The sequence below is a fragment of the Ureibacillus sp. MALMAid1270 genome (assembly GCF_049202975.1).
Lineage (GTDB): Bacteria > Bacillota > Bacilli > Bacillales_A > Planococcaceae > Ureibacillus.
Genome location: NZ_JBMIRP010000040.1, coordinates 1 through 22495, shown reverse-complemented (window position 1 = coordinate 22495; position 22495 = coordinate 1). Strand labels below are relative to the sequence as shown.

Below are 22495 nucleotides of genomic sequence, written 5' to 3'. Positions count from 1 at the left end.
TGAACGTGTAAGGAAAATGAACTACGCCAATAGATTAGCAACTTATTAATTCAATTAAACACATTGGTAAGCCGTATGCCTTAATAGGGCACGTACGGTTTGATGAGGGGGTGGCCATGAAAATGGTCACCCTACTCTATTATTTTTTGGGAGTAATAAAAGCTGAAACCAATAAGGCTTCTTTTGCGACTAATTTTAAGAATGTTTATTTGTAATTTTGGGAATGTTAGTTGCGTTAAGGGGGGCTACCAATTATGAAAAAGACTATATTTATTGGAATACTATTCATTTTTTGTATGTCTTTGATTGGCTGTAATACGGCGAGTGAAACAGCAAATGCTTCAAGTTCCGGGGAGCAAAATCAAAAGAGCAATGAAGAATCTACATCAGAAGAAAAAGAAACGAATTCAGAAAATCTTATTTACGAAAATACTAAATATGGTTTTACTTTTTCATTACCAAAAAGTTGGTTGGGTTATAAAGTGGTGACAGATCAATGGGAAGGTAGAGACATTAATCAACAAGAGACGGTAGTTGAAAGTGGGCCAATTCTAACAATTCGTCACCCAAAATGGACCGAAGAAAATCTACTTCAAGACATACCAATCATGGTCTTTACTCATGAGCAGTGGTCATCACTTCAAAAAGAAAAATTCGTTATTGGCACAGCACCGATACTTCCAAGCTTACTTGGACAAAATGATAACTATGTTTTCGCACTTCCTGCCAGATATAATTTTGCATTTCCAGAAGGATACGAAGAAGTGGAAGATATCCTTGAAACAACTCCACTTCAACCAAAATAATTGTCAGCTACAGGCATTAATCCGGAAAGGGGTTAATGCCTTATATATTTATATAAAAGCGTGAAATTCACAATCTTTATTAATAATAAATTATTTGTCTACAGTAATCAGCCAGAGATCATTCCCGTCGAAACATCCTCTTAACCAATATTCCGTATTGCCTTGTTCAGTCGTTATATCGACGGTTTCTTTACAGACTTCTTTTGTAATGCCTCGATCACTACCAGCAAATTCATTGTGAGAATTATCGTGAGTATAATGTATTTCATTCCCGTCAAAATGTAGATCTTCGAAAATGGGGTCTCCTTCATGAGTGTAGCCAGTAATTCGGATTGTGTCTTCGGTTTTATTCGCAATGTTGTTTAAAAATTGCTCAAACCTCTCAAAGTTCTCAACCTCTGCTTGAAAAACAATATCTCCGCGCTTCACAGCTTCTTCATATGAATAAGTACCACTTTTCACAACTTCAGAAAAATTAGCTACATTTGAACAGCCTAATGTAAATAGCACGACAAAAATTAAACATAAACCCGATAAAGATCTTCTCACTCTAATCCCTCCGGTAATATTGATTTTATTCCTTACATTATAGCAAAGATTTCCAGAACACTCAGTTTAATCGATTCACTAACTTCAGAAAGTTAGTTGAGAACATTATTTAGACAGTTTTGACTGAATTCTAGTGATTCTGTCGTAATAAGCCCTCTTTTTAGACAACTTCGAATTGAATCTATGAATCTTGTCAAAATAAGCTCTTCATTTAGACAGTTTTGAATGAAATCTAGGGATTCTGTCATTATAAGCCCTTCATTTAGACAACTTCGAATTGAATCTAGGAATCTTGTCAAAATAAGCCATTTATTTAGACAGTTTTGACTGAATTCTAGTGATTCTGTCGTAATAAGCCCTCTTTTTAGACAACTTCGAATTGAATCTAGGAATCTTGTCAAAATAAGCCATTTATTTAGACAGTTTTGATTGAATTCTAGTGATTCTGTCGTAATAAGCCCTTCATTTAGACAACTTCGAATTGAATCTAGGAATCTTGTCAAAATAAGCCATTTATTTAGACAGTTTTGACTGAATTCTAGTGATTCTGTCGTAATAAACCCTCTTTTTAGACAACTTCGAATTGAATCTAGGAATTTTGTCAATATAAACCCTTTATTTAGACAGTATTGAATGAAATCAAGAAATTTTGTCAAGATAATGTCTGTATTTAGACAACTCCAAATGAATTTAAGAAATCTTGTCAAGAACTGGCCGTTTATTTTGAAATCAAGTAAACCGAAGCGTAGAAGGGAGGCATAACAAGTGGCAAATGAAAGCGATTTACGAGATTCTAGAAACATTGAGCAGGATGCAGATGTAGTCATTTTACTTTACTGTGAGCAATATTATAAACAATCAAAAGAATTGGTTGAAGGAATGACGAAATAATCGCCTATTGAGTACTTGGAATTAAATGTCGCGAAAAATCGAAATGGTGCCACAGGGGTTGCATATACAGCCTATAATCGGGCAACTGGGGAGGTTGTGGGAAAACATTATGATAAACGATGCTTTCAATCAAACCGTTGAGCAATTGTTTCAAGATGCGAGAATTTACGATATGTCCCATATGGCGCACTATATTTATTTTTGTCTCATTAAAGGAAAGGTGATGAAGCCAGACCTCGCAAAAAAAATCTATGAGGTGGAATTGACTGATCAGGAAGTTCATGAATTTGAGGAGATGAATAAGAAGAATTTATTAAAAATTACACCTATTAAACTATTTGCGATTAAACATGGCAATGAAAATTATGCTTTTTATTTTGGAGCGACAGCAGAAGAAGTAATTGCGCTTCATGAAAAAAGAACAAGAGTAAAAGTCAATAAAATTACGAATTGCCATAACCAAATGATCGACAAATCCATCTACTGCCCCGAAACAAAAACAACGAAAACATTTCGCCAAATGATGAAGTACCAATTTGAATTCCCTTGTTATGTATGTGAAATGGAAGCGATGCGCTCTACTAAATAATTTTATAGATTACTAAATATATAACCTTTATGGCATGGTTTACGCTTTGGTGTTTTATTATTTTTATATATTTTTTATTGAATAAACACTTAAATATACAGTTTGAATCAAATAGTACCTCAATATATTTATACAATTCAATAACAACTTTATATATTCGGAAATTGGGAAATGTTAGAATTAGGTAAGGGGAGGAAAAATAGAAAGGGGTAAATCAAGTTGAAATTAGTAAAATTTGAGCGCAATAAAGTTCCAACTTCAAATTTTGAATTTCTTAATTTAGATGTAGCGAAAAATGTGAATGCATTTCATAAAAGTTTCCCGCAGTACGAACCAACTCCACTAGTTTCATTAGACAATCTAGCAAAAGAATTAAAGGTGAATAAACTTTTCGTCAAGGACGAGTCCTATCGATTTGGGTTAAACGCTTTTAAAGCATTAGGAGGTTCTTACGCAATCGGGCAATACTTGGCTGAAAGGTTAGAAATAGATCTGGCTGAATTAACTTATGATAAACTAGTATCTTCTGAAGTTCGTGAAAGATTGGGAGAATTAACTTTCATCACAGCAACGGACGGAAATCATGGTAGAGGTGTCGCATGGACGGCAAAACAACTGAAACAAAAATCGGTTGTCTATATGCCGAAAGGATCTTCAGTGGAAAGATTGAATCACATTCTTGCTGAAGGTGCAGATGCTTCCATTACTGATGTTAACTACGATGATGCAGTTCGATTAGCTGCTGAATATGCTGAGAAAAATGGTTGGGTATTAGTGCAAGATACGGCTTGGGAAAACTACGAAGAAATTCCGAAGAAGATTATGCAAGGTTACATTACAATGGCTTACGAAGCGTATGATCAACTAAATGCATTGGGGGAAAAGCCAACTCACATCTTTATTCAAGCTGGCGTAGGGTCAATGGCTGCCTCAGTACAAGGCTTTTTCGCAAATGTTTATGGTGAGGATCGTCCAATTACAGTTGTAGTGGAACCAGATAAGGCTGATTGTATTTATAAAACTGCAGAAGCAAATGATGGAAAACTACATTTCGTATCTGGTGATATGGATACAATTATGGCAGGGCTCGCATGTGGCGAACCAAGTACACTTGGATGGGAAATATTAAAGTATTATGCAGATGCTTTCCTTTCATGTTCAGACAACATTGCCGCCCAAGGTATGCGGATCTTAGCAGCGCCAATTAAAGATGATTTGAAAGTGGTATCTGGTGAATCGGGAGCGGTTGGTGTAGGAGGAGTAAGTGAAATCTTACGAAGAAGTGAGTACGCTGATTTAAAAGAGCAGTTAAAGATTGATTCAGATTCTAAGATTTTATTCTTCAGTACTGAAGGCGATACGGACGCTGAGCATTATAAGAAGATTGTTTGGGATGGGGCTTATTCGGTTTAAAGGTTATGATGTGGTGGTGTTATGCGGCCAGTGATGACGCTGCCCCACATAAAACGGGGAAAGTCGCACGTAATTGGAGGAAACCCGCACATATCGGCTTGAAAGTCGCACATAAATCAGAAAAAGTCGCACATAAATCGTGGGAATCCGCACGTAAAAAACTATCAAGGTTTAAGTTTTTCAAAAGAAACTTAAACCTTTTTTATATTAAAGACGTTATATTTATTATCTTTTTGAACCACTATTTATATGAATAATTGTGTCTTTAATCGAAAAAGAGTACTATATTTGGTAAGCACACAAAATATAATAAGTAATTTACATCCTATTGATTTTACGAAAGTAGTTGAAAGAATGAATAAGAAACACCCTACAAATAAAAAAGAACAACACTTCGATTTCTCTACGGAGAATTTATCAAAAGCCGTATTTGTTATAAATAAACATGCCAAGGCTGCAACGCAACCAAAATTTTTATATGAGTTAAAGAAAAAGGCTTTAGAGAAAATGATTATGGATGGGAAAGCAGAGAAGCTTGGATTACATTTCTCGAGAAACCCAAAGCTTTCGAGACAAACATCAACTGTATTAATTTCTTGTGGCGATTATTTGTTTCACCTACCACCAGCAAAAGAAGATGTACAAACTCTATCCCATTTGGGTGATTTAGATGATCAACAAAGAAATCCAAAAACTCATTTTTCATTGAATCAAGCAAAGACTTTGTTAATGGCCTATACTGGCATGAAAGAACCCCAACAAAATAATCCCTACGTTACTCAATCTACCAAACAATATATATCGCCATTTGCTAAACGCTTCGGCGAAAGATAAACGTTATTTTATTCACAATATTAATACGCGGAGTTGGAAACGAGACATTTCGGCAATGAAGAGAGCTGGAATATCTCGTTTCTGTTTGTAATAAGACATTTCAGGATGGCAAACAGTTGGAAATGTCTCAAATAAGCGTGTTATGAGACATTTCGGAATGGAAAACAGCTGGAAATGTCTCGATTGAGGATGTTATGAGACATTTCGGGATGGCAAACAGCTGGAAATGTCTCAAATGAGGGTATTATGAGACATTTCGTGGTGGAAACTGCTGGAAATGCCCCATATAGACGTGTTATAAGACATTTCAGGATGGCAAACAGTTGGAAATGTCTCAAATAGACGTGTTATGAGACATTTCGGAATGGAAAACAGCTGGAAATGTCTCAAATGATGGTGTTATAAGACATTTCGGGATGGAAAACAGCTGGAAATGTCTCAAATAGACGTGTTATGAGACATTTCGGAATGGAAAACAGCTGTAAATGTCTCAAATGATGGTGTTATAAGACATTTCAGGATGGCAAACAGTTGGAAATGTCTCAATTGAGGATGTTATGAGACATTTCGTGGTGGAAACTGCTGGAAATGTCCCATATAGACGTGTTATGAGACATTTCAGAATGGAATCTAATGGAAATGTCTCAAATAGACGTGTTATGGGACACTTCGGGATGGAAAACAACTGGAAATGTTCCAAAACTACTTGTTATAAGACATTTCGCAATGAAAGTAACTGAAATTTGGTCTCAAATAGGAGTGAAATAAGACATCTAATGAAGGATTCTCCAACTAAATGTCTCATAATTGAAAAAACTCGTACATACATCCTATACTAAATCTAAGTTATTAATGGAAAATAATCCTAACTTACCTATATATTATCTTGCCCTGACTATATAATAAAACCTAAAGGGGGATGAATTTGTGAGGTTATTAAGTATATTTTTATTTGCTTTGTTCTGGCCGGGTGCTCTAGTCAGCAAAATGAGGTAACCACCAATCAAAATCAAACGATAAACAACTCACCAACATCCGAAAATATTGATCAAGAAGTTCAATCTGAACTAGCAACAATTACCATAGATATACCTGGACAATCCCCACTGCAAGCTCCAGTGAATGAAATACCTGAACTACAAGTGTACATCGATCAAAGTTCTGACCCAGAAGTGGAACTGGAGAAGATTTTTACAAAATATCTATTTCAAAATGATTCCAAAGATTACATTCTAGTTAGTTATGGTTGCGGAGTAAAACTATGTACGAATCTATTTTTAGAACATGATAATGGAAAATTTCGCTCTCTAACGGTATCAGAAACGAGTTTTTATCAACAACATCAACAAAGCGATTCCTATGTCGCGACTCGTTTTGGTCAAAGTGATTCGAATGAAGTCGTACGAAATCAACTCGCCGTCATCAATTTATCAAATTGGAAGCAGATCACCCCACCTTCAGAATTAGCTTTTCTTTCACAATTCGAATATCCAATAATTGATATGAAGTTGGCAGGAGGCTCCTTAGTTCTCTCTGTAGCGGATTTACCCGATACATCCTATGAAACTTTGGCAGATTGGTTTAATCAAAACGAACGATCCGTACGAGAAATTGAATGGAATTTAAAATGAAAACATATTGCTCCAAGGGGATATGCATAGGGATAAAAATTTAAATCACTAAAAAACAATAGGGGGTATATAAATGAAACCGAAAGTGTTAATTACAAGAAAAATTGCAGAGCCAATCATTGAAAAAATACAAGAATATGCAGATGTGGATGTTTGGGATCAAGAAGATGTCCAAATTCCTCGTGACATATTGGAGAATAAAATATCCGAAATTGATGGGTTATTTTGTTTAATTACAGAATCCATTGATGCGAGTTTAATAGATAAAGCGCCAAATTTAAAAGTTATCAGTAACATGGCAGTAGGATATAACAACATTGATGTAGATACTGCCACAAAGAAAGGGATCATGGTTACGAATACTCCTGAAGTATTAACCGAAACGACGGCTGATTTAACTTTCGCTTTATTAATGGCAACAGCTAGACGTTTAGTTGAAGCTTCCGATTTCCTAAGAGATGGTAAATGGGAAACGTGGTCACCGAATTTATTAACCGGACAAGATATTTATGGTGCTACGATTGGAATTATTGGAATGGGCAGAATTGGTGAAGCTGTTGCAAGAAGAACGAAGGGGTTCAATATGAATCTGTTGTATCATAATAGAAGTCGGAAGCCGGATGTTGAGCAAGAGTTAGGTACTACATATGTGTCAATGGAAACTTTACTCAGTGAATCCGACTTCGTTGTTGTGATCACTCCTTATACTGCGGAAACTAAAAACCTAATCACTGCCGAGCAGTTGAAATTAATGAAGAAAAACGCCATCCTTATTAATACGGCAAGAGGTGGGATTGTTAATGAAGCAGATTTATATGAAGCACTTGTAAATGGTGTTATTTGGGGAGCGGGATTAGATGTATTTGAAAAGGAACCTGTACCTGCGGATCATCCTTTATTAACTTTACCGAATGTAGTTACACTCCCTCATATCGGAAGTGCAAGTATCGCAACGCGAATGAAAATGGCTGAACTAGCTGCTGAAAATTTGATTCTTGCGCTAAAAGGTGAGAAGCCTAAACATCTTGTGAATAAAATCGATTTTTCTTAACTTGGAAGGTGGGAAGTTCAATGACAAATAAAAACCAAAGAAGAATCCTTTTAGATTTAGCTGTAACATTAGACGGCTTTATAGAGGGGTCAAACGGAGAAATTGACTGGTGTATTATGGATCCAGAGATGAAGTTCGAGAATTTCTTAAATCAAATTGATACCATTTTTTACGGCAGAAAGAGCTATGATCTGTGGGGACAATATCAAGCGCAATCGGAAGATTCGGAAGCAGATAAAGAATTATGGAATCTTGTGAACAGTAAAGAAAAATATGTATTTTCTAGAACGCAAAAGGCAACGGACCCTCTAGTAAAATACATTAATAACGATGTCTATGAAGAAGTAATGAAAATCAAAAATCGACCTGGAAAAGACATTTGGCTCTATGGTGGAGCGAGTCTTATCACAACGTTTATTCAATTAGGTCTTGTTGATGAATTCCGCCTTTCTGTTCACCCTGTAGTGCTGGGAGAGGGAAAACCTCTATTTTCCAATATTAAAGAGAGAGTAAACTTGAAATTGGTGACTACAAATCACTATTCATCCGGCGTGGTTCAGTTAATTTATCATTTAGATGATAAATAGCAAACCGGGGGAATTGTAAAGTAGCATTTTGGGGAAGTGAAAAAATACAGTGAATAGTAACATTAAGACAATGATTGGTTTAATCTCTCTTGTATGTATATGGGGATCAGTTTGGCCAATTTATAAATATGCGCTTCAATTTTCGCCACCAGTTTTATTTTCAGGAATACGTTCCATCATTGCGGGGTTTTTATTTGCTTTAATCTTAATACCACAATGGAAACATATAAAATGGAAAGAAAATTGGTCAGTGTATGTAATCTCAAGTATCTTTAATGTGGTTATTTTCTATGGGATGCAATCGGTTGGTTTGCAGTATTTACCTGCGGGCTTATATTCGGTCATTGTTTATTTGCAACCGGTTCTTGTTGTCATACTAGCTTGGGCATATTTAAAAGAAACACTCACTAAAATTAAAATCATCGGTGTACTTTTAGGGTTTTTAGGCGTTGTGATGGTAAGTTTAGATGGAATTAGCGGAAAGATTGCACCTATAGGATTTGTACTGGCAGTCATTACAGCTGCTGGTTGGGCAATTGGAACAATTTATGTCAAAACAAAAAGTAATGTCGTACATGGTATTTGGTTAGTTGCAATACAAAATGTCATTGGTGGACTATGCATGTTGTTTTATGGTCTTGGAGCCGAAGACATAAGGGCAATTGAATGGAACGGATGGTTTATAGTTTGCTTATTATACGGTGCTATTTTCGGTGTGGCCATTGCTTTTATTATTTATACGTACTTAATGAGTAATGGGGAGGCTGGAAAAGTAAGCTCTTTTACATTTTTAGTGCCATTAATCGCAGTATTACTTGGGACAATATTCTTAGATGAACCGTTTACCATATCCTTATTTTTGGGGATGGTATTGATTTTATTAAGTATTTATTTAATTAATAAAAAATCAAAAGTGGTGAACGTAAAGGATAATGCGGAAACCATACATATGAAGCAGACGTTATAAAAATTCAGGAAGTCTTCTTTGTTGGGAGGCTTCCTATTTAATTAGCTTCTATTACTGTTTAAATTCGCCTGTTGCTTGGGGTCCTATGAAAACCGAAGACCATCAAAAAGTAGCTTTAGATGAAATTGGTAAAGCATATAACAAAACAGGTGCACAAGTTTTATTAAAATATCAAATTCAACTCGGTGTAGTTGTAATTCCTAAATCACACAATCCTAAAAATCAAGCAGCAAATATCGATATTTTTGATTTTGAATTATCAGCAGAAGATGTAGAAAAAATTGATAACTTGTAATGAATGTGAAAAGCGCTTCTTCGCAAAAAGGAGCGCTTTTTTTGATTTTTGAAGCGAGATTACAAGCTACCGATGAAATCTATTTCCGATACTTCTTTTGAATCTAAAGCGCCATTTATGATTTCATTCACATCTTTAAGTGTGTCTTGTAGACTAACTGATACACCAGGTTTTTTTGTAAATGGTTCGGCTACATAAAATGGTTGGGTTAAATATGCTTCAAGTCTTTCGCCACGAAGATAAGTTGATACTTGAGATGTTGGGAGTTTATCAATTCCTCTGACATTAACTAATGAGCGCAGTTCGCGGTATCGGCGAAGTAATTTTAATGCTTTTTGTTGTGTCGTGAAGTGTTCTTGATCGATATGTGCTCCTTCTAGAACAGACGAGGTTGAAGTAAGTGGATTCACAGCTGGATATCGGTGTCTAGCAGAGAGATCAGCATCAAATTGCCAAAGTGTTTCGAGTGGTCCATAAGGTAAATCTTCATCTACAACATCACCAGTTAAATCGACTAGGAATGTTGTTACGGAATGAATGCCAATGCCAAGTAGCTTTTCTTGTAAATCATAGATATCTCCTGTCACGACGTGGGTTTTATCTGCAACAAAAAGTATATCTTCATTTGCACCAATATTTGCGATCTGTTCATATGTTTCATTAATCGTTTTCGTAATGATTTCAGCATTTTCGACGATTTCGTCTAGTCCCTGGTGATTTCCATTCGGCATTAAGAAGATAGTTTTATAGCCATCATTCCTTAACCTGTAAAGTAATTCTGCTAAAACCACTAGCTGCCCCATGCCAGGACGAGCAACTAAACCAACAGTTCCACCTTTTGCTAGAGGTGCAAACAAATCTAACGTCTTGATTTTCGTTTCAATCATATCGATTTTCTCCCCTCTAATAATCAACTCATCCAAACTACAATCTGCCAATGACGCAAGTGCAACTAATGTACGAACCTCTGCTCTACCAACAGGAATTTTACCTGTACATAGGTTCGAAACGGTAGCTGGTCGCAATCCAACTTGCTTGGCTGCACTAGTTAAATTCGATACTTTCCTGCGTAACAAACTTACATTTAATCTTAAGTCATCCATCTTTTCCATAATCCACCTCCTTTACTTTATATAGTAATGAATTTTACTTTAGAATGCAATATTAATTTACGTTTAAATAAAATATATTTACGTTATAAAGTAATTTTCTGAAGGATAGCTTTTAATTTTATTGGGGAATTGTTTTTCATTTTCCGAATTTTTAAACATCTGCGTGAAATGCTGTGTTAAAATATAGAAAAAAAAGGGGTTATTATCAAAGTGGAACAAAAAGAAAAAGAAGAACTACTTTTAAATAGCGAAAAAAATTTCCAAGCACTAATTGAAATAATAGAATCTGTTCCAAGTAGAAAAAGAGGGAACTCGATCGAAACTGAAGATAGAGATAAGAATTTTCGTGATGTTTTAATGCACCTTTATGAATGGCATGCCATGCTTGAACGGTGGTATCGGGAAGGGATGGATGGTGATACACCTATTATGCCTGCTCCGGGATTTAAGTGGCGTACGCTTAATCTCCTTAATAAGCAAATTTGGGAAAACTATCAAGATGTAACATTAACTCAAGCTATGAAGAAGTTGAAGTTAAGCCATGAACGAGTAATGAACTTAATTAAATTACATACAAATGAAGAAATCATGACAAAAAAATATTATAAGTGGACAAAAACAAGTAATTTATACAGCTACTTTGCAGCGAACACATCTGATCATTATCTGTGGGCGATTAAGAAGTGTGAAGTGATAAGGAAGACTATTGTAGATGGGGAGAATTCCTAATTTATAGACCTTAACTCAATATGAAAGGAACACACTGATGAATAAAACTGAATTAATTTTACTATTTCATAAAGAACTTCGACAAGAAGCAAAAATACAAGGTTTCAAAAGAGAAACGACTGAACATGTCGTGCGCCATGTTTCCCAGTTCAGCGAGAGAGGGTTTATTAGCACATCTAATGTAAATGAAGACAATGCAAGAGAAATCATTAGGCAAGAGTTAGACTATTTCAAACAACTAAAGCAAGGTTTTGAGTGGAAGGTATATAGCTATGACAAGCCTGAACATTTGAAAGAGATTTTGAGAGAAGAAGGGTTTACAATTGGGGATCCGGAAGCACTGATGGTGATGGAAATTGGAGATCATGAACATTTGTTATTAAATGGAGCAACTCAGGATGTAGTGGAAATAACGGATGAACAGGGAATAAAAGATATCATCGAATTAGAGCATACCATTTGGAATGAGTCCCTAGTTGAGCTTGGGGAAAGACTTTGGAGAGATAAACAGAATAATCCGGAGAGCCTTTATCTCTATGGAATCTATGAAAATGAGAAACTTGTAAGTGCAGCTTGGATGTACTTAGAGGAAAACTCCTCATTTGTTAGTCTTTGGGGTGGGTCAACATTGCCAGAGTATAGAGGAAAAGGTTATTATTCAAAGTTACTTGCTGTTCGTGCTCAAAAAGCAATTGAAAAAGGGCGACCTTTCCTAACTGTTGACGCTAGTCCGATGAGTAGACCGATTTTAGAGAAACATGGTTTTCAATGTCTTGCTTTTTCTTATGAATGTCAGTCACCGGTGTTGTAATAATACGGACAGTTTATTAAGGATGAGTGCGTAACATGAATTTTGGAGTGTGATCAAGTGTCTTGGGTGAAATACGTTGCCGGAATTTTAATAGTAGTCTCACTTAGTTCATTGATTTGGATTATTTACCCAGGGAAGGGACAAGAAAATCCATTTAAGGATAAAGAAAGTATATTAGAAGATAAAATAACTTCATTAGAAGAACAAATTGGTTTTATTTATCGAGACACTGTTTTTTCATTGAATAAAACTACTGAACAGCTTTTAGCGCAGGACTTTAGCCGTCCGATATCTGAGGCTGATGAAGTTATAATTGATGAACTAACTAATGAGTTATATCAAATTATAGATATACTCTTTTACAGTAATAGGGAGATGTTAGTGCAGATAGATTTGCATGATCGAATCCACGATGTACTTTGGTATTTACGTGACTATCAGCGCGGAACTGACCTTACAGATGAAGAGGTAGCTGATTTACATCAAGCTCTAAAAGCTCTTTATTTCATTTCAGCTGATTTTCAAGATATTGTGAATATCGATGATCAAGCTTCCTATGATGCGATGCATGATAAAGGACATGAAATGTTTGAAAGGGTTAAGTTTCGTCTGAATACAAAGTATTAGGTATAGTTATTCTAGTTGTGGAATTATAGATTTATAAAAAATTGATCCAAGTAGGATTGGTGCTTCTTTTGTATACAACTGATAATAATGCTAGTTGAGAGAGAGGAAACGAGCACGTATTTGGTCAAAAGCCGCACATAAGAGGTTCAAACTCGCACGTATTAAAATTGAAGTAGCACATAAATGGGAACTCGCACATACAGTTGCGAAACCCGCACGTATTTGTGCAAAAGCCGCACATAAAAGCTTCACACTCGCACATAACCCCAACCTACTATTTATACAACCCGCAACCACAGAAAGGAGTTTTTAAATTGGAATGTATTTTTTGTGAAATCATTGCTAAAAAAGAAAAATCATATACTATCTATGAAAATAATTATGTAATTGCCATTCTAGATATTGATCCAATTAATAAGGGCCACGTTTTGGTCATACCGAAAAAGCACTACGAAGAATTTACAGAAGTAGATCAAGATACGCTAAGCAATGTCATATTTGTGGCACAGAAGATTGCGAGAGTTATAGAGGAGATTCTTCAACCAGATGGAATTACGGTAATGCAAAATAACGGTGTTTTTAAAGATGTGAATCACTATCATATGCACGTTTTTCCGCGTTTTGAAAACGATGGTTTTGGATGGGTTGAACCAGATTTTGAGGTAAATGAAGAAGATTTAATTGCAATTTTTGTATGGCTAAAAAAAGCAATGTGAAAGGAGAGGATTTAATATGTTTATAGAATTAACATTATCAGATGGAACAAAAACTTTATTCAATAAAAACCACATTGTCCACGTATGGGAGGAAAGAGGAAGAGAATACAATTCAGCTGTCGAGACAATCTTGGACACGGACGGAAGTTATTATTTTGTAAAAGAATATTATGAAGACATTAAGAAAATGTTAATAGATTAGTAGAAAATAAATAGCATATTAATTAATCGTGGGACAGAAAGACTGTCCCCAATGTCCCACCTAATGTCCCGCCTCGTCATAGGCTTCATAAGGACATGCATATAATATATGAATAAGTGATGGGCATTCTGTAAAAATCTGGTGGGACAGAAAGACTGTACCCAACGTCCCTACGAGGAGGGTGTAATTGCGAAGATTTGTTTGTTTAGTGGTTGTGGTGTTTATTTTATCGGCATGTTCTAATCAACCAAACATAGAGCTTGTTGAAGCAACTGTTGATATTAGTGAGACGACGACGGTTGGATATTTTCCTAATGAAGGGGAGTCTTTTAACCCGAATATACTTAGCTATAAATTTGTTTTAGCGAATAGAGGAAATGAATCTATTGGCAGTATTAAAGAGGGTATTGAAGTTACGCTGCAACCAAGTGATAAGCTTCAACGACTTTCGGAAGAAATATTAGGCTTTAATTTGTTTGATGATCAAGGTAAAAACTTAATAGCTGCAAAAACAGGTGAACCGATACTTCTACCTAATCAAAAAGGGGAATTCATTCTAGACTTTATTTTAATTGAGCTAATTAGTAATCATGAAATAAAAAATGCTTCACCTGAATTTTTAAAGGTATTAAGGAAAAATGCATTAGATGCAACAATAGTAGTTTCTTCAAAAGGGAAGGAAGTTGCTAGGTTCAAGTTAAGTGACCAACAATAAAAATAAATTCAAAATCCTCATAAAATAATTTTCACTTCCATGTTTAAAACAATCAATCACAGGCTATTATAATTTTTGTGACCATTAGCCAATAAGGTTGTTGGTCGGAAAATTTTATTCCGAAGTAGCTCAGTGGTAGAGCAATCGGCTGTTAACCGATTGGTCGTAGGTTCGAGTCCTACCTTCGGAGTCATACCATCATGAACATGTACTGAATTCTTTTCAGAGCATGTTCTTTTTTATTTCATGGGAGTTAAATCACGCAGATTAATTTAGATAATTGGAAGGAAAAAGATATATAGAAAGGGAACTATTTGATATACCGGGTTAAACAAAGGAGAGAAGGCAATGAGTATATCATTTATTGAGCAAGTACATTATATTAGAATTCCTGTGAGAGATTTGGAGCTATCAGCACAATGGTATAGAGATATATTAGGTCTGCAATTAATTAATAGTACGGAGGAACGTGCCATTATAAAAGTAAATGAAAGACCGTTCTTGCTTATTTTAGTTCCTACCGAAGATGATACATTTGCACATTTTACAATAAATCATGAACAAGAATTTAGCATTGGCTTTACAAGTCCAGAATTAGTTAAATTTCATCAACACTTAATCGATCATCAAGTTAAGGTTGACGATATAAAAGAAGATAATGGCCATGCCTTTTTCCACTTTTATGACCCAAATGGCAATAAACTACAAGTACATTGGTAAAAACGACTGCTTAAAAGAAATAAAAATAGGGAACGTTCAAAGCAGAAGTTCCCAATGGTTATTGTTGAAGATTTCAAATTTGACCACTGTATTAGAGAGTTGAAATGTAAACGGATACATTTCGGAGTAAAAAGTTGTAAAGCCCAACTATTATGGACATCACCGATAGTTGGCTTTTTTATTATTTTTCTCAAAGGGATCTTAATGGGTTAATTAATAGCCTTAGCCTCTATAATTTTTTTCATAGTTCTATATAATTGGTCTGTTTTGGAAATATAGAGATTAGGTTTGAATAAATCCTCGATGAAGGGTTCTATAATGATGACGTTCTCTGAGAGGTCATGAAATATACTAAACGTAATATTTTCATTTTGTGAGGTTGGATCCTCTAGTGAAATTAAATAAATTGGTTCCGAACTCGAGGAAAATGCCTCATCTGTTCCAATGATAACTTCTTCTTTTAAAGCCTCAACAATACTATTCGCTTCACCTTCAATCAGGTCTATTCGTACTTGTTTATCACCCTCAAGTATGTAAATATAACCCGACGTTAACGAATCAAGAGTACTAAAATTATATGTATCTTTGGAGATATCAGGAACTGTGGTTTCACTATAACGATAGTTGTAGAATACAAAAATTAATACACCAACTACTACAATAGTAATAAACATAGAAAAGAATTTTTTCGTATTCAAAAGCACACTCCTTTCCCCCGTATCATTTCAAATTATACCATAATCTGTATGTGTATAATGTACTAATATTAAAGTATATGTTCGATAATTTAAGACTTGCTACATTTTTTTAAGTTGAGGCAGGAATTAATGCTTATAAGAAAATTCCGCTGATTTTTGAGGGGAGTGACCGGGTTATTAGATCGGATTTTAGTGATTCTAGGTGAAAGTGTTCAGTAAATTTGTTTTACTAGACAGAATTTGGAGAATTACTGGAAAAGTGTCCAGTAAACGGGATTTACTAGACAGAATTTAATAAATTCAAGAAAATTTGTCCAGAAACATTAAGAGTTGTCTTCAATAAGCATGATTTAATCTAGCACGGGAACAGTAAAGTGAGGTGTTGATTATGAAACGAATTACTTTATTAACAATGGCTTTACTAAATTTTATTTCTCCAATTAATTCAGAAGCTACTACTCCGGAGCATGAAGTTATCGCTACTAACAAAGATGAAAATATAACGATTTTTGCAAAGAAAACAGATGGATTTTATGAAGACTTTCAAATTGATTATAAAGGTATTGTATTTCATCGGCCATCCTGGAAAAATGTGACCAATCCTACATATGCGCCGCAAATCGTTTATGAAGACATTAATTCGGATATCAAAAAAGAATTAATTATCATTTTAACAACAGGCTATGGGACGGGTGTTTTAGAGGAGGTAGTTGCTGTCTTCCATCAAAATAAAGATCAGTCATTAAAAGAAGTACTTGTCGATAATCCGTTGGCGATTGTAAATAAAAATGTGAAATCCAGTCTGAATTCTGAAAAAGCAGAGATTAGTATTGGGAAGAACCATTACGAAGTAAATGTAGCGAGATTTTCTTCCTATCCCGAGCGACTGTTTGACGAAATATTCTTCGGGAGTATTATTCAATATGAGGTTATTGATAAAAATCTTACAGTAACTTTATATCCTCTTGTCGCTCCAGGTGTATTTACTGGCTCAATTATCATTACTTATCAGTATCGTGACAATATGTATCAAGCAAAATCTATAGAATTTCAACCGGAATAAAATCAAGAGAGTGTCTTCCTTCATTCCATTCTAATCCGAAAAGATTACTAAAATAATTCGAAAGAGTTCTAAGCGTTAAAATCAAAGCTAAATTTACTTATGGAGGAATTTTACATTCCCTTCACGAATTATGGAAGGAATCTAATAAACGGAGGCAAAAGAATGTTTGAAGAGAAGGTTACGATAGGTGAAGGAACAAAATATCCCCTTAATGGAATGTTAACGATCCCAAATGGAGATAATCATCAATTTCCCGCAGTTGTGTTAGTTCCAGGATCAGGACCAAGCAATATGGATGCAAAGGTGGGGAACAATACCCCTTTTAAAGATATTGCAGATGGTTTAACGGAAAAAGGAATTGCAGTGCTACGTTATGACAAAAGAACATTTGTGTATGGGAAAGTAATGAAGAATGACGTAAGTATGTCAGTTAAAGAAGAAACAATTGAAGATGCCATTCATGCTGTAAATCTACTAAGGAAACATCCGAAAATCGATCCGAACAAAATTTTTATTATCGGTCATAGTTTTGGTGGAATGTTAGCTCCGCGAATTGACGCTGAGGGAGGGGACTTTGCAGGTATTATCATTATGGCGGGCTCTCCACGTAAGCTAGAAGAAATTATGATGTCACAAAACGAGACATTAATTAATTCGTTAAATAAATTTTTGCGATGGATCGCAAAAAAACAAGTGGCTGCATTTTCCAAAAAATTTGAAAATCTATATACCATGACAGATGATGAAGCAAAAGCGAAGAAACTATTTGGTGGCGTGAGAGCGTACTATTTTAAAGAAATGGGCGATCATCCAGCTAGCGAATACCTAACAAAATTAGAAAAACCTATTTTTATTCTCCAAGGGGAAAAGGATTTCCAAGCAACGATTAAAGATGACTTTGAAAGTTATAAAGAGATTTTATACCATAAAGAAAATGTTACTTATAAACTTTACCCGAACTTGAACCATTTGTTTATGCCTTCTGTATATGGTGAAATTATGAAAGTGAAAAAGGAATATTCCGTTCCTCAAAAGGTAGACAAACAAGTGATTGAAGATATTGCAGATTGGATATTGGCGAATTAAGAAAAATAGTCGCATTAAAGGCGTTAATCTACTAAAAGGTTAATGCTTTTTTTATTATTTTGGAATTTTCGGCATAGATCAAACCATCCTAAAGCGAGGAGGGAATCGAATGGCATTTAGAATTTTCTATTTGGTAACTTTATTAACTTTTATTTTTTCATTTCAAGTATCTGCTGAATCGATAGAAAAAGCAGCTTTTGTTCGTGATCATAAGCTTTGGATAAAAGAAGGGAAAAATGAGATTCAAATTACGAAAGATCTGTATGTTTATAATCCTCAGTGGTCTTACGACGGAAGGTTTTTAGGTTTTATGTTAGCAGAGGAAGACGGATCGAATAGTCATTTGTTTATTTATGATACGACAGAACAAATGACACATCAGCCATATTTAACTGATGTAAGTTCGTTTTCATGGTCACCAAATTCACACCAGATTGCGTTTAAATTTGGAAGTGTACTCAATGTTTCAAATTCGAAGAGTGGGCTACCTAAGGGATTTCAAAACGTTTCACTAGGTGTGAGTTCTTATGAGTGGTATCCAAATGGGAATGAGTTTATCGTTTCATCTGAATCGTATGTATTACCAACTGGATGGGAACCAGTCAGAATTTATAAGATACCGGTTGATGCGAAATTAGATGAAACCAAAATAACACTACTTTACAGTTTGCCTAAAATGACTGATGACTTTTTTGCGGTTAGTGCGGGACCATTTAAATGGAGTGCAGATGGTAAGTGGACTAGTTTTATCGCAACACCTACTCCTTCGTGGGCTATGGATAGCAATACATTATGTGTACTATCGAGTGATGGTAGCAAATTTCAAATGGTAGGAAAAATGCTTGGATTTTATGACTGGTTTAAATGGGCTCCGTCTAAAAATCAGCTTGCCTTTATTTCCGGTGAGGGTAGGTTTTTCGTTGAAAATAAAAATGCGACTGTTGCAGACATTGCAATGAAAGATAAACTAAGAAACTTCACGCCATCAGGGTTTGTCGATCTTGATATTGAATGGTTATCGGAGGATGAAGTCATTGTAGCACGGGCAAAGGAAAACAAAGAATGGAATGAAGGTCCAATGCCTACCATGTATACTGCACTTTATATAATCAACATCAAAACAGGGGAGCAAAAGCAACTAACATTCCCAAAAGTCAATGAAATCGACAATTCAACACAGGTTATTGGCTCGACGATAACATGGACGCGAAAAAACGAAAAACAAGATCAATTAGATGTATGGATCAAATCAAACCCAACCTGCCCAGAACAACTGTGGCTAGAGGATGTTGATATGGCCCCTGTATTTTGGGGTGGGATATCGGGTTAGTGGGACATTGGGGTTGGTGGGACATTGGGGACAGTAAATGTGTCCCAGTAAGCCCCCTGGGACATCGGGAACAGTAAAAGTGTCCCACTCCAGAAGAATTGGACCAAAACTGACCCACTATTTTTTATTCAAATAGTATTTGAAAACGCGTAGATCCAACTCGGATATGCGTTTTTTATTTTTAGTTATTGTCGAATTGGTACACAAACGTATACACTGTTGATAACAAATAATGTATACACCTGTATACGAAGGGGTGAAAGTAATGAGACATGAAGGGTATAGAGGTCATCACAATCATCACGAAGGCAGAAATCATAGAAACCGTGGTGAGTCATTTGAGGCTAGAGTTGAAGGTGCGAAAACATTCCGTCGTAAGCGAGCAATTATGTTTTTAGAGCATTTAGAAACGAAGCAAAAGGCACTAAAAAAGCAATTAGAAACACCTGAGTTACAAACAGCTCATCCGATAATTGTAGGTGAACTAAAGGCAACTCAAGCGATCATTGAAGAGTTTGTCCAACAATTTGAGTTATATGAGTTTGAAGAATACGCGAAGTTACGAAACAAGGAATATACTGAATCATTAGATGAGGAATAAATGTATTGGGACATGGATGTAGTTAATAAATTGGCTGGGACAGAAAGACTGTCCCCAATGTCCCACTACCGTATGATTTGCATCATGATTTTTGTTACGTAGTGTTCTTTTTGGTTTGTTACTAGTGTGTCATAGACATATTCTTCAAATACGTGGTCTCCCATATTTAATTCTAGACGTTCCAATTCTGAAAATAATCGTTCATACGCACGGCCAATCGTTTTGTCATCTCCAACATGATAGCCAATGAGAAAATCACCTTTTACAGCTTTGAAGTATGGATAACCTTCTTTCGGATGTGGCTGCTCTATGTATAAGTAACTATAGTTCGAATAATCGCCATTCATGACATGTTCTCTTTTCGTAATACCCCCAATTGGATAACCCGTATCAAGCTGAGCTTCGTTTATTTCTCCGATAAATTCAGAAATAACCTCAACAAATTCATCATCTGTAATATTTTCAATATTTCTGCTTAAATACAATGTTTTATCTGGTAAATGTTGAAGCGTAATTTGGTCAAAATCCATATTTAGAGACTCTTCTAACAAAGCAATTTTTGTCTCAATTAGTTTTTCTTTCATTTCGATTTCCTTACGCTTCTTTACGATTTCTTCTTTTTGTTGATACATTAATGCTAAAAAACTCTCTGGTGATTTATTTTTCGAATACTTCTGAATTTCACTTAGTGACATACCAAGCTCTTTCAATAGATCAATGACATAAAATAATTCGATTTGTTTAATGGAATAATACCTGTAGCCTTTTTCATTTTTGTAAATAGGAGATAATAAACCAATCTGATCATAGTAAAAAAGCGTTTGTTTATTTACTTTACATAACTTCGCAAATTCACCTGTTGTTAAATAGTTGACACCTTTATTATTCATTTTTTACTAACACCACCTTGACTATATAGTTACTATATACACTACGATGGAATCTGTAAATCAATCAGGCGAGTACATCTTAGTTGAAAGTATTTGTTTTTGTTAAGGAGAATAAAAAATGAAGTCTTACAATCTTACATTAGGCTTATTATTATTAAATTTATTTATAGCTTTTTTAGGTATTGGTTTGATTATTCCGGTCTTACCAACCCTAATGAATGAATTGGGAATCACTGGGAAAACAATTGGATATTTAACTGCTGCTTTTGCCATTGCTCAATTAATCGTATCGCCAATTGCCGGTAAAGCGGTTGATAAATACGGCCGTAAAATCATGCTGGTCATTGGATTATTTATATTTGGTTTATCTGAGTTTTTATTTGGATTCGGTAAAGATTTATGGGTATTATTTATTTCTCGAATTTTAGGGGGAGTAAGTGGAGCGTTTATTATGCCAGCAGTGACAGCTTATATTGCTGATATAACTACATTACAAACACGACCAAAAGCTCTAGGCTATATGTCGGCTGCCATAAGTACAGGATTTATCATTGGTCCTGGTATTGGTGGATTTTTAGCGGAGTTTGGCACACGTATTCCATTTTTCTTTGCAGGTATTTTAGGAACTTTAGCTGCGATTCTAACGATCATTTTTATTGCTGAACCAGAGCGTAAAGCAGAAGAAGAAACATCAGAACAGTCTTCAGAAAAGTCAAGGCAAGGGTTTAGAAAAATATTTGAACCAAAATATTTTATTGCGTTCCTTTTAATCTTTATTGCTTCGTTTGGATTGGCAGCTTTTGAATCGTTCTTTAGCTTATTTGTCGATCACAAATTCCAATTTACACCGAAAGATATCGCAATCGTCATTACAGGTGGAGCAATATTTGGTGCAATTACACAAGTTTTATTGTTTGATCGACTTACAAGAAAATGGGGAGAGATTAAACTTATTCGATATAGTTTAGTTTTGTCTGCAATTCTTGTGTTTTTAATGACAGTCGTTCATTCGTATTTCGCAATTTTGCTAGTTACGTTTATCGTATTCGTTGGGTTCGATTTATTCAGACCAGCAGTAACGACGTACCTTTCGAACCGCGCAGGGAATGAACAAGGTTTCGTTGGAGGCATGAATTCTATGTTTACAAGTCTAGCAAATATCAGTGGACCTATTTTAGGTGGAATCCTATTTGATATCGATATTAATTATCCGTATTATTTTGCAACGGTCGTATTAGTTGTTGGGATTATCTTAACGCTATTTTGGACGAAACAAACAAAGGCAATCAAAAGTGCAAAAGCTTCGGTTGAGGGACATTGGGGACAGTAAAAGTGTCCCAAATTCCACTGGGACATAAAGACTGTCCCCACCGTCCCATCTATTGCGGTACATTGGGGACAGTAAAAGTGTCCCAAAATCACTGGGACAAAAAGACTGTCCCGAAGGCACTGAAAAAGTGAACTTTTTTCGATTTAGATTATCATATTTAGGCGCATAAATACCTAAATTTGGTATTTCCCTTTACTTGTTTAAGAATTTTAACAATATGATTGAATTTTGCCTGCTTTTTAGAGGATAGTA

Annotated in this window: 26 protein-coding genes and 1 tRNA gene; 23 read left to right on the top strand and 4 right to left on the bottom strand. The window is 35.2% G+C overall.

Annotated elements, in window-relative coordinates; translation table 11 throughout:
• The first annotated feature begins 254 nt into the window (after positions 1 to 254).
• Entirely contained in the window at positions 255 to 806 is a 552-nt protein-coding gene (locus tag ACOQFO_RS05195) for a hypothetical protein (protein ID WP_421688630.1), read from the top strand.
• 90 nt (positions 807 to 896) lie between these two features.
• Here the strand turns inward: ACOQFO_RS05195 and ACOQFO_RS05190 are convergent, their stop codons facing one another.
• A complete protein-coding gene (locus ACOQFO_RS05190; RefSeq protein WP_421688629.1) occupies positions 897 to 1355 on the bottom strand; it encodes a DUF4362 domain-containing protein in 459 nt (152 codons plus the stop codon).
• Positions 1356 to 2120: 765 nt separating this feature from the next.
• Here ACOQFO_RS05190 and ACOQFO_RS05185 point away from each other — a divergent pair.
• The 9 genes from ACOQFO_RS05185 (at position 2121) to ACOQFO_RS05145 (ending at position 9613) form a co-directional block, all read left to right on the top strand.
• Positions 2121 to 2246, top strand: a complete 126-nt coding sequence (locus ACOQFO_RS05185) for a DnaB-like helicase C-terminal domain-containing protein (RefSeq protein ID WP_421688628.1) — start codon at positions 2121 to 2123, stop codon at positions 2244 to 2246.
• A gap of 94 nt (positions 2247 to 2340) precedes the next feature.
• Positions 2341 to 2835: a hypothetical protein gene (locus tag ACOQFO_RS05180; protein WP_421688627.1), complete on the top strand. Its 495-nt coding sequence runs from the start codon at positions 2341 to 2343 to the stop codon at positions 2833 to 2835.
• Between the two features lie 219 nt (positions 2836 to 3054).
• Positions 3055 to 4248, top strand: coding sequence for a diaminopropionate ammonia-lyase (gene dpaL, locus ACOQFO_RS05175; protein WP_421688626.1), 1194 nt, complete (start codon positions 3055 to 3057; stop codon positions 4246 to 4248).
• Positions 4249 to 4602: 354 nt separating this feature from the next.
• Positions 4603 to 5082: a YkyB family protein gene (locus ACOQFO_RS05170; RefSeq protein ID WP_421688632.1), complete on the top strand. Its 480-nt coding sequence runs from the start codon at positions 4603 to 4605 to the stop codon at positions 5080 to 5082.
• A gap of 1118 nt (positions 5083 to 6200) precedes the next feature.
• Positions 6201 to 6713 (top strand): hypothetical protein, encoded by a 513-nt coding sequence (locus ACOQFO_RS05165; protein WP_421688625.1) that lies wholly within the window; start codon positions 6201 to 6203, stop codon positions 6711 to 6713.
• A gap of 73 nt (positions 6714 to 6786) precedes the next feature.
• Positions 6787 to 7764: a 2-hydroxyacid dehydrogenase gene (locus ACOQFO_RS05160; RefSeq protein ID WP_421688624.1), complete on the top strand. Its 978-nt coding sequence runs from the start codon at positions 6787 to 6789 to the stop codon at positions 7762 to 7764.
• A gap of 20 nt (positions 7765 to 7784) precedes the next feature.
• Complete coding sequence (locus ACOQFO_RS05155; RefSeq protein WP_421688623.1) at positions 7785 to 8351, top strand: dihydrofolate reductase family protein; 567 nt, start codon at positions 7785 to 7787, stop codon at positions 8349 to 8351.
• Positions 8352 to 8400: 49 nt separating this feature from the next.
• On the top strand, positions 8401 to 9318 hold the full coding sequence (locus ACOQFO_RS05150; protein WP_421688622.1) for a DMT family transporter: 918 nt from the start codon (positions 8401 to 8403) through the stop codon (positions 9316 to 9318).
• A gap of 85 nt (positions 9319 to 9403) precedes the next feature.
• Complete coding sequence (locus ACOQFO_RS05145) at positions 9404 to 9613, top strand: aldo/keto reductase (RefSeq protein ID WP_421688621.1); 210 nt, start codon at positions 9404 to 9406, stop codon at positions 9611 to 9613.
• Between the two features lie 59 nt (positions 9614 to 9672).
• On the opposite strand, the gene ACOQFO_RS05140 is transcribed toward ACOQFO_RS05145, so the two are convergent.
• Positions 9673 to 10716: a hypothetical protein gene (locus tag ACOQFO_RS05140; protein WP_421688631.1), complete on the bottom strand. Its 1044-nt coding sequence runs from the start codon at positions 10714 to 10716 to the stop codon at positions 9673 to 9675.
• 219 nt (positions 10717 to 10935) lie between these two features.
• Here ACOQFO_RS05140 and ACOQFO_RS05135 point away from each other — a divergent pair, with 219 nt between their 5' ends.
• The 8 genes from ACOQFO_RS05135 to ACOQFO_RS05100 all read left to right on the top strand — a co-directional run bounded on the left by ACOQFO_RS05135 (position 10936) and on the right by ACOQFO_RS05100 (position 15245).
• The gene (locus ACOQFO_RS05135) at positions 10936 to 11454 is read left to right on the top strand and encodes a ClbS/DfsB family four-helix bundle protein (RefSeq protein WP_421688620.1); all 519 of its coding nucleotides are present in this window, start codon (positions 10936 to 10938) and stop codon (positions 11452 to 11454) included.
• Positions 11455 to 11491: 37 nt separating this feature from the next.
• Positions 11492 to 12265 (top strand): GNAT family N-acetyltransferase, encoded by a 774-nt coding sequence (locus ACOQFO_RS05130; RefSeq protein WP_421688619.1) that lies wholly within the window; start codon positions 11492 to 11494, stop codon positions 12263 to 12265.
• A 66-nt stretch (positions 12266 to 12331) separates the two neighbouring features.
• A complete protein-coding gene (locus tag ACOQFO_RS05125; protein ID WP_421688618.1) occupies positions 12332 to 12892 on the top strand; it encodes a hypothetical protein in 561 nt (186 codons plus the stop codon).
• A gap of 314 nt (positions 12893 to 13206) precedes the next feature.
• Positions 13207 to 13608, top strand: a complete 402-nt coding sequence (locus ACOQFO_RS05120) for an HIT family protein (RefSeq protein ID WP_421688617.1) — start codon at positions 13207 to 13209, stop codon at positions 13606 to 13608.
• A 16-nt stretch (positions 13609 to 13624) separates the two neighbouring features.
• On the top strand, positions 13625 to 13810 hold the full coding sequence (locus ACOQFO_RS05115) for a hypothetical protein (protein ID WP_421688616.1): 186 nt from the start codon (positions 13625 to 13627) through the stop codon (positions 13808 to 13810).
• 187 nt (positions 13811 to 13997) lie between these two features.
• Positions 13998 to 14525 carry a hypothetical protein gene (locus ACOQFO_RS05110; protein ID WP_421688615.1) on the top strand — a complete coding sequence of 176 codons (528 nt, stop codon included), beginning with the start codon at positions 13998 to 14000 and terminating at the stop codon, positions 14523 to 14525.
• 118 nt (positions 14526 to 14643) lie between these two features.
• Positions 14644 to 14715, top strand: a tRNA-Asn gene (locus ACOQFO_RS05105).
• A gap of 158 nt (positions 14716 to 14873) precedes the next feature.
• Positions 14874 to 15245: a VOC family protein gene (locus ACOQFO_RS05100; protein WP_421688614.1), complete on the top strand. Its 372-nt coding sequence runs from the start codon at positions 14874 to 14876 to the stop codon at positions 15243 to 15245.
• Positions 15246 to 15454: 209 nt separating this feature from the next.
• On the opposite strand, the gene ACOQFO_RS05095 is transcribed toward ACOQFO_RS05100, so the two are convergent.
• Complete coding sequence (locus ACOQFO_RS05095) at positions 15455 to 15943, bottom strand: hypothetical protein (protein ID WP_421688613.1); 489 nt, start codon at positions 15941 to 15943, stop codon at positions 15455 to 15457.
• Positions 15944 to 16331: 388 nt separating this feature from the next.
• Between ACOQFO_RS05095 and ACOQFO_RS05090 the strand changes: the two genes are divergently transcribed.
• The 4 genes from ACOQFO_RS05090 (at position 16332) to ACOQFO_RS05075 (ending at position 20023) form a co-directional block, all read left to right on the top strand.
• Positions 16332 to 17006 (top strand): hypothetical protein, encoded by a 675-nt coding sequence (locus tag ACOQFO_RS05090; protein WP_421688612.1) that lies wholly within the window; start codon positions 16332 to 16334, stop codon positions 17004 to 17006.
• Between the two features lie 162 nt (positions 17007 to 17168).
• Positions 17169 to 18092 (top strand): alpha/beta hydrolase family protein, encoded by a 924-nt coding sequence (locus ACOQFO_RS05085; RefSeq protein ID WP_421688611.1) that lies wholly within the window; start codon positions 17169 to 17171, stop codon positions 18090 to 18092.
• A 109-nt stretch (positions 18093 to 18201) separates the two neighbouring features.
• A complete protein-coding gene (locus ACOQFO_RS05080) occupies positions 18202 to 19422 on the top strand; it encodes a translocation protein TolB (RefSeq protein ID WP_421688610.1) in 1221 nt (406 codons plus the stop codon).
• A 265-nt stretch (positions 19423 to 19687) separates the two neighbouring features.
• Positions 19688 to 20023: a hypothetical protein gene (locus tag ACOQFO_RS05075; RefSeq protein ID WP_421688609.1), complete on the top strand. Its 336-nt coding sequence runs from the start codon at positions 19688 to 19690 to the stop codon at positions 20021 to 20023.
• Between the two features lie 65 nt (positions 20024 to 20088).
• Here ACOQFO_RS05075 and ACOQFO_RS05070 read toward each other — a convergent pair whose 3' ends face one another.
• A complete protein-coding gene (locus ACOQFO_RS05070; protein ID WP_421688608.1) occupies positions 20089 to 20913 on the bottom strand; it encodes a MerR family transcriptional regulator in 825 nt (274 codons plus the stop codon).
• Between the two features lie 118 nt (positions 20914 to 21031).
• Between ACOQFO_RS05070 and norA the strand changes: the two genes are divergently transcribed.
• Positions 21032 to 22243, top strand: a complete 1212-nt coding sequence (norA, locus tag ACOQFO_RS05065; RefSeq protein WP_421688607.1) for a multidrug efflux MFS transporter NorA — start codon at positions 21032 to 21034, stop codon at positions 22241 to 22243.
• Positions 22244 to 22495: the final 252 nt, after the last annotated feature.

Bases quoted from the DNA above. Each gene is read 5' to 3' on its own strand.
- ACOQFO_RS05170 (WP_421688632.1), top strand. From the start codon at position 4,603: ATGAATAAGAAACACCCTACAAATAAAAAAGAACAACACTTCGATTTC.
- ACOQFO_RS05075 (WP_421688609.1), top strand. From the start codon at position 19,688: ATGAGACATGAAGGGTATAGAGGTCATCACAATCATCACGAAGGCAGA.
- ACOQFO_RS05100 (WP_421688614.1), top strand. From the start codon at position 14,874: ATGAGTATATCATTTATTGAGCAAGTACATTATATTAGAATTCCTGTG.
- ACOQFO_RS05080 (WP_421688610.1), top strand. From the start codon at position 18,202: ATGGCATTTAGAATTTTCTATTTGGTAACTTTATTAACTTTTATTTTT.
- ACOQFO_RS05145 (WP_421688621.1), top strand. From the start codon at position 9,404: ATGAAAACCGAAGACCATCAAAAAGTAGCTTTAGATGAAATTGGTAAA.
- ACOQFO_RS05115 (WP_421688616.1), top strand. From the start codon at position 13,625: ATGTTTATAGAATTAACATTATCAGATGGAACAAAAACTTTATTCAAT.
- norA (WP_421688607.1), top strand. From the start codon at position 21,032: ATGAAGTCTTACAATCTTACATTAGGCTTATTATTATTAAATTTATTT.
- ACOQFO_RS05155 (WP_421688623.1), top strand. From the start codon at position 7,785: ATGACAAATAAAAACCAAAGAAGAATCCTTTTAGATTTAGCTGTAACA.
- ACOQFO_RS05130 (WP_421688619.1), top strand. From the start codon at position 11,492: ATGAATAAAACTGAATTAATTTTACTATTTCATAAAGAACTTCGACAA.
- ACOQFO_RS05085 (WP_421688611.1), top strand. From the start codon at position 17,169: ATGTTTGAAGAGAAGGTTACGATAGGTGAAGGAACAAAATATCCCCTT.
- ACOQFO_RS05090 (WP_421688612.1), top strand. From the start codon at position 16,332: ATGAAACGAATTACTTTATTAACAATGGCTTTACTAAATTTTATTTCT.
- ACOQFO_RS05160 (WP_421688624.1), top strand. From the start codon at position 6,787: ATGAAACCGAAAGTGTTAATTACAAGAAAAATTGCAGAGCCAATCATT.
- ACOQFO_RS05140 (WP_421688631.1), bottom strand. From the start codon at position 10,716: ATGGATGACTTAAGATTAAATGTAAGTTTGTTACGCAGGAAAGTATCG.
- ACOQFO_RS05195 (WP_421688630.1), top strand. From the start codon at position 255: ATGAAAAAGACTATATTTATTGGAATACTATTCATTTTTTGTATGTCT.
- ACOQFO_RS05070 (WP_421688608.1), bottom strand. From the start codon at position 20,913: ATGAATAATAAAGGTGTCAACTATTTAACAACAGGTGAATTTGCGAAG.